The organism is Pseudomonas sp. JZ134, assembly GCF_051027695.1.
In the GTDB taxonomy this organism is placed as follows: Bacteria; Pseudomonadota; Gammaproteobacteria; order Pseudomonadales; family Pseudomonadaceae; genus Chryseomonas; species Chryseomonas luteola.
This window is the reverse complement of sequence record NZ_CP069250.1, coordinates 4,052,315-4,064,739: the sequence shown is the minus strand read 5'-3', so window position 1 is coordinate 4,064,739 and position 12,425 is coordinate 4,052,315. Positions and strand designations below refer to the sequence as shown.

11 protein-coding genes are annotated in these 12,425 nt (G+C 60.1%); 2 read left to right on the top strand and 9 right to left on the bottom strand.

Annotated features, from left to right (window positions below):
• Positions 1-122 precede the first annotated feature (122 nt).
• The 4 genes from JQR86_RS18960 to JQR86_RS18945 form a co-directional block, all read right to left on the bottom strand.
• On the bottom strand, positions 123-1,229 hold the full coding sequence (locus JQR86_RS18960; RefSeq protein WP_434154067.1) for a Gfo/Idh/MocA family protein: 1,107 nt from the start codon (positions 1,227-1,229) through the stop codon (positions 123-125).
• Between the two features lie 127 nt (positions 1,230-1,356).
• Positions 1,357-2,760 (bottom strand): aminoacyl-tRNA deacylase and HDOD domain-containing protein, encoded by a 1,404-nt coding sequence (locus tag JQR86_RS18955; RefSeq protein WP_010796438.1) that lies wholly within the window; start codon positions 2,758-2,760, stop codon positions 1,357-1,359.
• 85 nt (positions 2,761-2,845) lie between these two features.
• Positions 2,846-4,921, bottom strand: a complete 2,076-nt coding sequence (gene recG, locus JQR86_RS18950) for an ATP-dependent DNA helicase RecG (RefSeq protein ID WP_434154065.1) — start codon at positions 4,919-4,921, stop codon at positions 2,846-2,848.
• Entirely contained in the window at positions 4,918-5,853 is a 936-nt protein-coding gene (locus JQR86_RS18945) for a hydrogen peroxide-inducible genes activator (RefSeq protein WP_074821121.1), read from the bottom strand. Before JQR86_RS18945 ends, recG begins: the two co-directional genes overlap by 4 nt.
• A gap of 275 nt (positions 5,854-6,128) precedes the next feature.
• On the opposite strand from JQR86_RS18945, the gene JQR86_RS18940 reads away from it, so the two are divergent.
• The gene (locus JQR86_RS18940) at positions 6,129-6,983 is read left to right on the top strand and encodes an NAD-dependent epimerase/dehydratase family protein (RefSeq protein WP_434154064.1); all 855 of its coding nucleotides are present in this window, start codon (positions 6,129-6,131) and stop codon (positions 6,981-6,983) included.
• 39 nt (positions 6,984-7,022) lie between these two features.
• On the opposite strand, the gene JQR86_RS18935 is transcribed toward JQR86_RS18940, so the two are convergent.
• From JQR86_RS18935 to JQR86_RS18915, 5 genes are all read right to left on the bottom strand, one after another.
• Positions 7,023-7,403, bottom strand: coding sequence for a RidA family protein (locus JQR86_RS18935; RefSeq protein WP_010796442.1), 381 nt, complete (start codon positions 7,401-7,403; stop codon positions 7,023-7,025).
• 85 nt (positions 7,404-7,488) lie between these two features.
• Positions 7,489-9,603 (bottom strand): bifunctional GTP diphosphokinase/guanosine-3',5'-bis pyrophosphate 3'-pyrophosphohydrolase, encoded by a 2,115-nt coding sequence (gene spoT / locus JQR86_RS18930; protein WP_434154063.1) that lies wholly within the window; start codon positions 9,601-9,603, stop codon positions 7,489-7,491.
• A 50-nt stretch (positions 9,604-9,653) separates the two neighbouring features.
• Positions 9,654-9,926: a DNA-directed RNA polymerase subunit omega gene (gene rpoZ, locus JQR86_RS18925; RefSeq protein WP_010796444.1), complete on the bottom strand. Its 273-nt coding sequence runs from the start codon at positions 9,924-9,926 to the stop codon at positions 9,654-9,656.
• An 86-nt stretch (positions 9,927-10,012) separates the two neighbouring features.
• Positions 10,013-10,642, bottom strand: coding sequence for a guanylate kinase (gene gmk / locus JQR86_RS18920; protein WP_150348325.1), 630 nt, complete (start codon positions 10,640-10,642; stop codon positions 10,013-10,015).
• Positions 10,643-10,652: 10 nt separating this feature from the next.
• Complete coding sequence (locus JQR86_RS18915; RefSeq protein ID WP_150348324.1) at positions 10,653-11,516, bottom strand: YicC/YloC family endoribonuclease; 864 nt, start codon at positions 11,514-11,516, stop codon at positions 10,653-10,655.
• A 189-nt stretch (positions 11,517-11,705) separates the two neighbouring features.
• Here JQR86_RS18915 and rph point away from each other — a divergent pair, with 189 nt between their 5' ends.
• The gene (rph, locus tag JQR86_RS18910; protein ID WP_010796447.1) at positions 11,706-12,425 is read left to right on the top strand and encodes a ribonuclease PH; all 720 of its coding nucleotides are present in this window, start codon (positions 11,706-11,708) and stop codon (positions 12,423-12,425) included.

Sequence of the window (12,425 nt, the reverse complement as noted above, 5' to 3'; positions counted from 1 at the left end):
GACGGACAACCTTGAGCAACGGAATGTGCATCAGGGTACTGGATGTAGGCCCGCCTCGCACCGTCAGCAGGCCGGATCGACCCGCGAAGCGTTTCAAGACGCTTCGCGAGCCTGTAACAGCATCAGGTGGTAGGTTCGGTGGTATTGATGTAGTCCGGCACCTTGGCGAGCGGCAGTGTACGCACCTGCGCCTGAGTAGGACCCTGGCGGGGCGGCAATGGCTCCAGCGTCTGGGGCTGTCCGGTTTCCAGCGCCCGCTCGATGGCAGCCAACACCCGAATGTCCCGCCAGCCTTCATCACCGTCCATCTCAGGTACCCGATCATTCAGGATGCAGTCGGAAAAATATTCGGTCTCGCCACCGAACTGGTCGACGACAGGATGCGCATGTTCCTGTGTCTCACCTCCGATGGTCGCACGATAGGTAATGGCTACACCTTCGCCAAAGCCGAAACAGGGCGACGCCTCGATTTCGCCTTTCGAGCCGACTACCTGAAAGCGCTCGGTATTGGGTGCGCTGTAGCTGACGTTAAACTGCGCCAAGCGCTCCTGGGGAAAGCGTAGGGTGACGGACACTGCGTCGTAGGTCGTGATGTCACGCCCGGGTGTATTGACCCCCACGGCATGCACTTCGATCGGCTCGTCACCAAACAGGTTGCGAACGGCATTGAGTGGATATGGCCCCATGTCCGGAACTGGTCCTGCCCAGTAACCATTCAGGGCGCGATGATTCTGCGGGTCTAAAGGCTGGGCGAACGTGGAAGTGAAGATACGCGGGTCGCCAATATCGCCGTTGCGAATGCGCTCGACCATCTCGACCGTCCCCGGCTCGCAGTGCAGCCTGTAAGCGATCATGAGCTTGGCACCCGACTTCTTGGACGCCTCGATAATGGCCTTGCAGTCTTCCTCGCTGGTGGCCATGGGCTTTTCCAGCAGCACGTGAATACCTGCCTCAAGTGCCGGTACGGCAAATTCGCGGTGGCGGAAGTTGGGTGTAGCCAGGTAAATGGCGTCGATCTCACCGGAGGACAGCAGTGCCGGAAAGTCCTCGTAGCGATAGCTCTTGAGGTTGTACCGTTTGGCCAGTTCGTCAGCCTTGACCGGATCGCCTGTCACCAACGCCGTCATGACCGAATTGCTGGTCTGGCCGACACCCGGCATAAACGCACCCTGGGAAATCCAGCCACCCGCGACAACCGCATAACGGATCTTGCCCTCTGCACTTGGCATGTTGCTTGTCCTCCATTCGATGGGCAGGCGAAAAGCCTGACCCTTATTTCTGTCGGCAAGCAAGCGAGGGGTGAAGTTCCTCAGGCTGGACGACTGTTCATGAAGAAAGCCGTCTAGCCTGCAGTTTTTACTGAGGCAGTTGAGACGCCAGTTCGCGCAGGGCCGCCTCGGCACCCATGATGCGGCTCAGGCATTCCTGCGCCTTTTCAGGAGTTAGCCCCAGGCGCTCATACAGCTCAGGCGGAATGGGGCGTGCCGGGCCGCTGCCAATGCCTTCAGCGCGCAGCAGTTGCACGGCCATGAAGGTCAGGTTGGCATAGATGGCGTTGGGCCCGTCATAGGCGGGATAGGCCTGGAAGCGAAGTGCGGCTACCAGCTCTTCCGGCATTTCCCAGTTACGCATCAGCCAGGCGCCGATCTGCTCACGGGTGATGCCGATCAGGTGGCGCTCAATCAGGCTGCTGTCCAGATGCGGGTTGGCTTCCACGTGACGGCAGATCAGTGAGAAATGCGGCGGGAACACATGAGCCAGCACCAGATAGCCAAAGTTATGCAACAGCCCGCACAGGTAGGCAATGCCCATCTCAGGACGAACCTTGCGTGGCATGGCGCGCGCCAGCCCTTCGATGACGGCGGCGGTAAAGATGGACTGCTTCCAGTACGGCGTTGCGCTTTGCGGCTTGTCTTTGGGCAATGTGATCGTCTTGCCCAGTGTCAGGCCCAGCGCCAGGTTGATGACCAGGTCGAAACCCAAAACCCGGACGATTGCATCTTCCACGGAGCGAATCTTGCCGGGCGCCGCGTAATATGGAGAAGACGCCCAGCTGATGACCTGGGCGGCTAGCGCCGGGTCGGTTTCCACCACACCGGCCAGATCATCGACCGTTGCTTCGGGATTGACGCGCAGCTTAATGATTTTCTCGGCTGTCTTGGACAGCGGCGGAATTTCCAACGTCTCATCGAGGCGCTGCTTGATACGGCGTGCCGTGAAATGCGTGACGGCGCGGGTAATTTCCGCATCGTCCGCTTCCGGGCGCGTCTGATTGGGCTGAATGTCCAGCAGCGGTTCGCCGAAACGGCCCGGGTTGGCCTCGGCCAGCAGGCGACGGAAATCATCCACGGAGACTTCCAGCAAGACATCTTCCTCGCCAGACTCCAACAGCAGGTTGGGCTCCTTGAGCAGGCGTTCGTCATACAGGCAGGGCGAACTACTCAACGTAGGCAGGCCCGGCAGCACTTTGAGTTCGTGCTTGTGCAGCGCCTGGGACAGCCGTTCAGGCTTCATGACGGTCAGCGTGCGGCCGGTTAATTCCGATAGACGGTTAAGGTCGAGCAGCTGGTTCTGCGGAAACAGAACCATCAGAACTCCAGTCGAGTCATCCAGCAGGACGGCCTGTACGCGTTGGGCATTGGAAGAGAGGCCCATCGTGGAATTCACTTCACGATAGGACACCCCCAGCTTATCCAGCATCTCCTTGATGGGCGCTGGTGCATGAGGGGTTGGCTCGGAGGTGTGGGCTACGTCAGTCATGGTATTTCCGCTAGGCCAGATGTAGCCAGTATAACTACCTCGCGCCGCACTGGAATGCCTCTGACCAAAGGTCGCAAACTTTTATTTAGACCTGACCGTATTGCTGACCATGGCGTAGCCAACGTTCCAACAGTGGACTGACATGGGCGGGCCATTTTGCCAGCAGTTCCTGAGCAGCATCCCGTACAGCCGGGAGCAGATCGGCATCGCGCATCAGATCAGCGACCTTGAACTGCAATAGACCGGTTTGCCGGGTACCCAGCATTTCACCCGGGCCACGCAATTCCAGATCCCGTTCGGCAATCACGAAGCCGTCGTTCGTCTCCCGCATGATCGCCAGCCGCTCACGGCCAATATGCGACAGCGGAGGATGGAACAGCAGCACACAGTGGCTGACCGCACTGCCCCGCCCTACCCGGCCGCGCAACTGGTGCAACTGGGCAAGGCCCAGCCGCTCGGGGTTCTCGATGATCATGAGGCTCGCGTTGGGTACGTCCACGCCAACCTCGATCACTGTGGTGGCTACCAGCAGCTGCAACTCGCCCGCCTTGAACTGCGCCATGATCTCGGCTTTCTCGGCGGGCTTCATCCGGCCATGGATCAAGCCGACCCGCAGCTCGCCCAGGGCCAGCGACAATTCCTCGAAGGTGGTTTCCGCGGCCTGACAGGTCAGCTCCTCTGACTCTTCGATCAGCGTACACACCCAATAGGCCTGTCGGCCTTCCAGGCAGGCGGCGCGCACACGCTCCACGACTTCTTCGCGACGGGTATCGGTAATGGTGACGGTATTGACCGGCGTACGGCCTGGGGGCAATTCGTCCAGCACCGAGGTATCCAGATCCGCATAGGCGCTCATGGCTAGTGTGCGCGGAATGGGCGTCGCGGTCATGATGAGCTGATGAGGGCTCAGGCGCCCTTCTACACCTTTCTGCCTCAAGGCCAGCCGCTGCTGAACACCGAAGCGGTGCTGCTCATCAATGATGACAAGGGCCAGCCGCGCAAAGTGGACTTCACTTTGAAAAAGAGCATGCGTGCCGACAACCATGGGCGTTCCGGCCGCAATGCGCTCCAGTGACGCGGCGCGCGCCTTGCCCTTGAGCTTGCCAGCCAGCCAGGCAACCTCTAGCCCCAAAGGCTCAAACCAGCGTTGAAAATTCAGGTAATGCTGCTCGGCCAGGATTTCTGTCGGCGCCATCAGGGCGACCTGATACCCAGCCTCAATGGCCTGCAGTGCAGCCATGGCCGCGACCACGGTCTTGCCTGCCCCTACGTCACCCTGTACCAGACGCAGCATGGGTTCATGCTGGGCCAGATCATGGGCAATTTCTGCACCGACCCGCTGCTGGGCACCGGTGGGCTTGAAGCCCAGGTTGGCCAGGTATTGTTTGGGTAGTTTTTTAGCAGGTGGCAATGGCGGTGCCTGCTGCGCGCGCATGGTTTCACGCAGGCGTTGAAGGGAGAGCTGATGGGTCAACAGCTCCTCGAAAACCAGCCGGCGCTGTGCCCAATGATGACCTATTGCCAATTCCTCGACATCGGCGTCCGGCGGCGGGCGGTGGAGATAGCGCAAGGCCTCGGCCAGAGGGCCAAGCTTGTACTGTTTTGCCATTTCCGGCGGCAACCAGTCTGGCAGGCTATGCGGCCCCAGTCGCTCCAGTGCCTGTTCGGTCAACTGTCGCAGGCGCAGCTGGGTCAGCCCTTCGGTGGTCGGATAGATCGGCGTCAGTGTCTGTTCGACAGGCGCTGGCGTGTCATCCTTCAGGGCCCGGTATTCCGGATGATAGATTTCAAGCCCCGATGCACCGGGCCTTACTTCACCGTAGCAGCGCAGGTGCGTGCCACGCTTCATGCCATCCTTCTGGGCCTGGCTGAAATGAAAGAAGCGCAGGCTCAATGTGCCACTGCCGTCCTGCAGGCGAACCAGCAGGCTGCGGCGGCGACCCATGATGACATCAGCGGTGGCTACGACGCCTTCTACAACAGCGTCCTGCCCAGGGCGTAAGGCCCCTATCGGGACGACCCGGGTACGGTCCTGGTAGCGCAAAGGCAGATGGAACAGGACGTCCTGCAGATTCTCGAGCCCTACCCTGGCCAACTTCTCTGCCATGGCCGCGCCGATGCCTTTCAGGGCGGTGACCGGGATCGCAGACAGTTCGGTCATGCCGGTTGTACGACTCCTGCCGCTTCAGGTCGGGCCACGGAGCACAGGCGTACCGAGTCGGCCAGCACCTCGATGGCGCGTGGACGCGGGAAGCTGGCTCGCCAGGCAATGGCGACCGTACGATAAGGCACCGGCGCGGTGAACGGGCGAACCTCGATCACGCCCGGCGCATAATGATGGCTTTCCACTGCCGAGAACGGCAGAACAGACACGCCTAGCCCGGAGGCCACCATGTGGCGGATGGTTTCCAGCGACGAGGACTCGACCTGGGTATGCTTGGCTTCGTCCCCATGCTTGCGTACCGTCGGACAGGCCTCAAGCACCTGATCGCGGAAGCAGTGCCCTTCACCCAGCAGCAACAGGCTCTTGTCGCTGAGCTGGGAGTTGTCGATCGACTTGAGCTCCGTCCAGGGATGGCGTGCCGGCATCATGACGTAGAAGGGCTCGTCATAGAGGGGCTTGGTCAGAACGTCCGGCTCGCTGAACGGCAACGCGATGATGATGGCGTCGAGTTCACCGGTGCGCAGCTTGTCCCGCAGGACGTGCGTGAAATTCTCTTCGATATACAGCGGCATTTCCGGCGCCACACGGTTCAGCTGGGGAACCAGGTGGGGAAACAGATAAGGGCCAATCGTATAGATGGCGCCGATCTTCAGCGGAGCGCTGAGCTGGTTCTTGCCCGCCTGGGCCAGCTCGCGGATACCCTGGGCCTGTTCCAGCACCTTCTGGGCCTGGGCCACAATGCTTTCACCCGTGGGGGTCAGGCGAACCGCACTCTTGCTGCGTTCAAAGATCAGGATGCCCAATTCGTCCTCAAGCTTTTTCACCCCGACCGACAGGGTCGGCTGGCTGACATGGCAACGTTCGGCGGCACGGCCGAAATGCTGCTCTTGGGCAAGAGTCACGATATAGCGCAGTTCAGTGAGGGTCATGATTGAATCAATCCTTAGAGCCTTTCCATACACAGCGGCGCACGAGGCTCGGCGAGGTGTCAGGCAAGGCGCCATTCCGAAATGACGGCGACGCTTGAAGGTCGTCCGTTCCGAGTCGTTCGCCAGACGGGTCAGCTAATGACCAATTAACAAATACTATCACCTGCAAGCATAACGGCTGCTCTTTTTTGAACCAAGCTGTGTTGCAAGGCTTGAGGCTTAAAACGTGACTCGGCAAGCTACTCCATTCGATCGCTATTGATGCAGGTATTCCTATGTCCGTCTCCCCTCGTGTTCTGATTGCCGGCTGTGGCGACGTTGGCAGCCGCCTGGGTATACGCCTGCAGGCAGCTGGCTGGACGGTGCATGGGCTGCGCCGCTCGGTGGAGCAACTGCCCAAGGCTATTCTACCGGTCGCAGGCGACCTGACCGCCGCGGAGGCGCCAGCGCAATGGCCAACCGAGCCGCTGGATTATGTCGTATACGCCGCTGCGGCGACGCAGCACGATGAGGTCGGTTACCGCACTGCCTACATCGAGGGCCTTCAGCATGTGCTGGCGTGGCTTGAACAGCACCAGCAAACGCCGCGTCGGCTGGTCTTTATTTCCAGCTCTGGCGTATACGGGCAGAAAAACGGCGAGTGGGTGGACGAGACCTCAGCGACCGAGCCCGAAGGTTATTCCGGAAAGATCCTGCTGGAGGCCGAGCAGGTGGCACAGGCAAGCGGCCTGCCTGCTACAGCTGTACGCTTGAGCGGTATTTACGGCCCTGGTCGCGAATGGCTGCTCAATCAGGTTCGCCAGGGGTATCGCGCCGCCAGTGAGCCACCGCTGTATGGCAATCGTATTCACGTTGACGATGCTGCCGCGCTGCTCGCTCATCTGTTGAGTGCAGATCAACAGGGCGTTGCGCTGGAGTCTGTTTACCTGGGGGTGGATGATGAGCCCGCTCCGCTCCACGATGTCGTCATGTGGTTGCGTGAGCAACTGGGCGTTACCCATTGGGCGGAGGAATCTGCCGTACGCCGGGCCGGTAGCAAGCGCTGCCGCAATACGCGCGCCCGTGAATTAGGATGGACGCCGCAATACCCCAGCTTTCGCGAAGGCTATTCCGCTATCCTGAATGTCTAGGACAAGCAGGCGCAGCCGTAGGGCTGCGCCCTGTCGTGCTTATTCCAGAACCAGGATACCGTCCATTTCAACCTGGGCACCCTTGGGCAGCGCTGCTACGCCAATGGCGGCACGCGCCGGATAGGGCTGCTGGAAGTAACGACCCATGATCTCGTTCACTTTGGCAAAGTGGCTGAGGTCAGTCAGGAAGATGTTCAGCTTGGCGATATCGGCCAGCGAACCGCCCGCGGCTTCCGCAACGGCTTTCAGGTTCTCGAATACCTGTACGGTCTGCGCCTCGAAGCCTTCTACCAGCTCCATGGTCTTGGGATCCAGCGGGATCTGCCCGGACAGGTAAACCGTATTCCCGACCTTGATCGCCTGGGAGTAGGTGCCGATGGCGGCCGGTGCATTCTCGGTATGGATCACGGTCTTGCTCATGGAGTCGCTCCTTTATCCAGATGACAAAAAGCCTGTCGATAGAACCGACAGGCTAGCAGGCATCAGGGACAGGTGGAAAGGCTCGTTAACTGCGAACGCGTGTGATGCTGGCGACGCCGGAAAGCGTACGCAGTTTTCGAATGACCCGAGCCAGGTGTACACGGTCATGCACGCTGACCACCAGCTGAACCACGCTGATGCGGCCGTCGCGCTCGTTCATGCTGATCTTTTCAACGTTGGCATCCACTGCCGTTACGCTGGTCGCCAGCATGGCGATCAGGCCGCGCTGATGCTCCAGTTGAACGCGTAGCTCCACATTGAATTCGCCAACCACATCCTTTGCCCAGGTGAGCGGGATGCATTTCTCGGGATTCTGGCGAATCTCGGCGATGTTCTTGCAGGTGTCCAGATGGACGACCATGCCCTTGCCCGCCGACAGATGCCCAACGATCGGGTCGCCTGGAATCGGCGTACAGCACTTGGCATAGCTGAGGACTAGCCCTTCGGTACCCCGAATCGCGAGCGGGCCTTCGGTCTGCGCCTTGTCTTCCTGGCTTTCGGCATCGGCCGATACCAGGCGACGGGCGACCACGTAGGCCATCTGGTTGCCCAGGCCGATCTCTTCCAGCAGGTCTTCGAGTACCACTACCTTGTATTCCGCCAGAACCGGTAGGATACGCGGCAGGGAAATCCTGGAGAGCTGGGTATTGAAGTTGGCCAGCGCCTTGTTGAGCAGACGCTCGCCCAGGCTGATCGATTCGGATCGGCGCTGCTGCTTGAGTGCATGGCGGATATTCGTCCGCGCTTTGCCGGTCACGACAAAATTCAGCCAGGCCGGATTAGGCCGTGTGCCAGGTGCAGTAATGATCTCTACCGTCTCGCCACTATTGAGCGGCTGTGACAGCGGTGCCAGACGGCGGTTGATGCGGCAGGCAATGCAGCTGTTGCCCACATCGGTATGTACCGCATAGGCAAAGTCGACCGGCGTGGAGCCCTTGGGCAGCTCCATGATCCGACCTTTTGGCGTGAAGACATAGACCTCGTCCGGGAACAGGTCAATCTTCACGTTCTCGATGAATTCAAGGGAGTTGCCGGCGCGCTGCTGGAGTTCAAGGATGCCCTTTACCCACTGGCGAGCACGGGCGTGGGAGCCCTTTGGCTCCTCTTCACCTGACTTGTAGAGCCAGTGCGCTGCAATGCCGTTGTTAGCCATGTCTTCCATTTCGCGGGTGCGAATCTGGATTTCAATCGGTACGCCATGCATGCCGAACAGGGTCGTATGCAGGGATTGGTAACCGTTGGCCTTGGGAATGGCGATGTAATCCTTGAAGCGGCCCGGAATCGGCTTGTACAGGCTGTGCACCGCACCCAGGACGCGGTAGCAGGTGTCGACCTTGTCGACGATGAGGCGGAAGGCATAGACGTCCATGATTTCATTGAACGACTTACGCTTGCCCCGCATCTTCTGGTAGATGCTGTAAAGGTGCTTTTCGCGACCGATCACCTCGCCCGGCAGCCCTTCACGCTGCAGACAGCTGGTCAGTGACTCCTGGATCTTGCTGACGATCTCGCGGCGATTGCCCCGGGCGGCCTTGACTGCACGCCGGATACGCTCGGCGCGCATGGGATGCATGGCCCGAAAACCCAGATCCTCGAATTCGGCATACATGTTATGCATGCCCAGTCGGTTGGCGATCGGTGCATAAATTTCCAGGGTTTCCTTGGCGATGCGGCGGCTCTTGTCCGGCGGCATGGCATCAAGGGTGCGCATGTTATGCAGCCGGTCGGCCAGCTTGACCAGAATGACGCGAATGTCACGCGCCATGGCCATGGCCATTTTCTGGAAGTTTTCCGCCTGAGCCTCGGCCTTGGTCTCGAATTGCATCTGGGTCAGTTTGCTGACCCCGTCCACCAGCTCGGCCACAGTTTCGCCGAACTGCGCCATGAGCGCCTCTTTGGCAATGCCGGTATCCTCGATGACGTCGTGCAGCATGGCGGCCATCAGGCTCTGATGGTCCATGTGCATATCGGCCAGGATATTGGCGACCGCAAGCGGGTGGGTCACGTAGGGCTCGCCGCTGCGGCGGCGCTGCCCATCGTGAGCTTGCTCGGCGTAGTAATAGGCGCGGCGGACCAGGTTGACCTGATCAGGGCTCAAATAGGACGCGAGCCGTTCGGAGAACGTGTCTATGGCTGGCATGGATGGCTTATCTCCTGCCGGCCCACGTGACGGCTCGTCGGTCCGGCATCTTACAGCGCCTCGCTATCGGCCTCGTTGTTTTCTTCGAAAGCAGCGAACAGCGGCTCTTCTTCAACGATATCTTCCTGACGAACCACTTCGTCATCGACCAGGCCTTCAGCGATTTCACGCAGGGCCACTACGGTCGGCTTGTCATTATCCCACGGTACTTTGGGCTCTTTGCCGCCGGTTGCGAGCTGACGCGAGCGCTTGGTGGCGAGCATGACCAGTTCGAAACGGTTATCGACGTTATCCAGGCAGTCTTCAACGGTGACGCGGGCCATGGTGTTCCTCGGTGGTAATGTGATCCCGAAGCGGGAGGACTGTGTAGTCTAAAAAATCGGCAGTGCTAAGGGAAGTGCCGTTTGGCTCATGACCGCTGGATCAGGAGCTTTTCGAGCAATTCGTTGTGTCGGCGTTGCTGGCGGTCCAGACGCAGTTGCCTGGCTCGGAAGACGGACTTCAGATCTTCCAGTGCCGAGGCGAAGTCATCATTGATGATCAGGTAGTCATATTCGACATAGTGGCTCATCTCGCTGACCGCTTCGTGCATGCGTCGCTCGATCACCTCATGGCTATCCTGCCCGCGGTTGTTCAGTCGCTGGCGCAGGGCTTCCTGGCTGGGCGGCAGGATAAAGATGGACTGAGCATGAGGCATCTTGCGACGTACCTGTTGGGCACCCTGCCAATCGATCTCGAGGATCAGGTCGTGACCTTCGGCGAGGGTCTGCTCCAGCTGGCGCTGGGACGTACCGTAGTAGTTGCCGAACACTTCGGCATGCTCCAGGAAATCGCCATGCTCCAGCAGGCCCTGGAAGGTCGAGACATCCACGAAGTGATAGTTGACCCCGTCGACCTCGCCCGGGCGCATGGTGCGCGTGGTGTGGGAGACGGATACACGGACTTCAGGCAGGGCATCGAGCAGGGCCTTGACCAGGCTGGTCTTGCCTGCACCCGAAGGCGCCGAAACGATGTAAAGGGTGCCAGGGAGGGCTGTCATAGTGAATGGCCTATTCGATGTTCTGCACTTGTTCGCGCATTTGTTCTATCAATACTTTGAGATTGACCGCCGCCTGGGTGGAGCGCGGGTCAAAGGCTTTTGAGCCTAGGGTGTTGGCTTCGCGGTTGAGTTCCTGCATGAGGAAGTCCAGGCGACGGCCGGCGGCGCCTCCAGCCTTGAGCACACGGCTCACCTCGCCTACGTGCGTCGTCAGACGGTCCAGCTCTTCTGCCACGTCGCTTTTCTGGGCCAGCATGACCAGCTCCTGTTCGAGCCGCTGTGGATCGGCCTCAAGGCTTAGCTCGGCAAAGCGGTCGAGAATCTTCTGGCGCTGGGCGGCGAGCATCTCGGGAATCAGCTCACGAAGCGCGGCCACTTCTACCAGAATGGCCTGCAGGCGCTCCTCGATCAGGCGGGCCAGCTCCGCTCCCTCACGGTTGCGGCCGGCCTTGAGTTCATCCAGTGCGGCTGCAAACAGGGCTTTTGCCTCGGCATTCAGGGCCTGTGGGTCGGCGCTCTGGGAGATCAGTACACCCGGCCAGCTCAGGACGGTCATCGGATCGATCAGGGCGGGCTGTTGGATCATCGACGCCAGGCGTTCGGCTGCTGCAATCAGCTGGCCGGCGCGCTGTTCATCAATCTGTAGGCTGGGTGCGGCATTCTCTTCGCTGAAACGCAGGGTGCATTCCACCTTGCCACGTGACAGACCCTGGCGCAGTGCCTCGCGGACACTGCTTTCAAGGTCGCGAAACGCTTCAGGCAAACGCAGGTGCGGCTCCAGATAGCGATGATTGACCGAGCGCAACTCCCAGCTCAGCGTACCGTACACACCCGCGCGTTCAACGCGGGCGAAGGCCGTCATGCTATGCACCATGGAATGTCCTCGCTTAAGCAGTGCGGGAATACCCGGCAACGATCACGGAAGCGTTTTCGCTGCAGAGCGGTCCGCAAAAAAGAGGTAAGTCTACCCCAGCCTGACGGTGGGCCCAACGTAGTGATGTCGCATGATCCTCTATGGGGCCTATAATGACGACCAGTTTTCTCCTGCAACAGGTATCCCTACATGAATCGTCCGAGTGGTCGCGCTGCCGACCAGTTACGCGAGATCCGCATCACCCGTCACTACACCAAGCATGCCGAAGGTTCGGTTCTGGTGGAGTTCGGTGACACCAAAGTGATCTGCACGGTCAGCGTCGAGGCCGGAGTGCCACGCTTCCTGAAGGGCAAGGGTCAAGGTTGGCTGACGGCCGAATACGGCATGCTGCCACGTGCGACCGGCGAACGTACCCAGCGTGAAGCCTCCCGTGGCAAGCAGGGTGGCCGTACCCTGGAAATCCAGCGCCTGATTGGTCGCTCGCTGCGTGCGGCGGTAGATCTGACCAAGCTGGGCGAGAACACCCTGTACATCGACTGCGACGTGATCCAGGCCGATGGCGGTACCCGTACGGCCTCTGTGACCGGAGCCTGTGTGGCGCTGGTCGATGCGCTGGCGGCGCTCAAGAAGCGTAGCGGGCTCAAGGGCAACCCGCTCAAGCAGATGGTTGCAGCCGTCTCTGTGGGTATCTATCAGGGCGCACCGGTACTGGATCTGGACTATCTTGAAGATTCCACTGCCGAGACCGATCTGAATGTGATCATGACCGATGCTGGCGGCTTCATCGAAGTCCAGGGCACGGCGGAAGGTGCACCCTTCCAGCCTGAAGAGTTCAACGCCATGCTGGCGCTGGCTCAGAAAGGCATCAAGGATCTGTTCGAGATACAAAAGGCCGCCTTGGCCGAATGA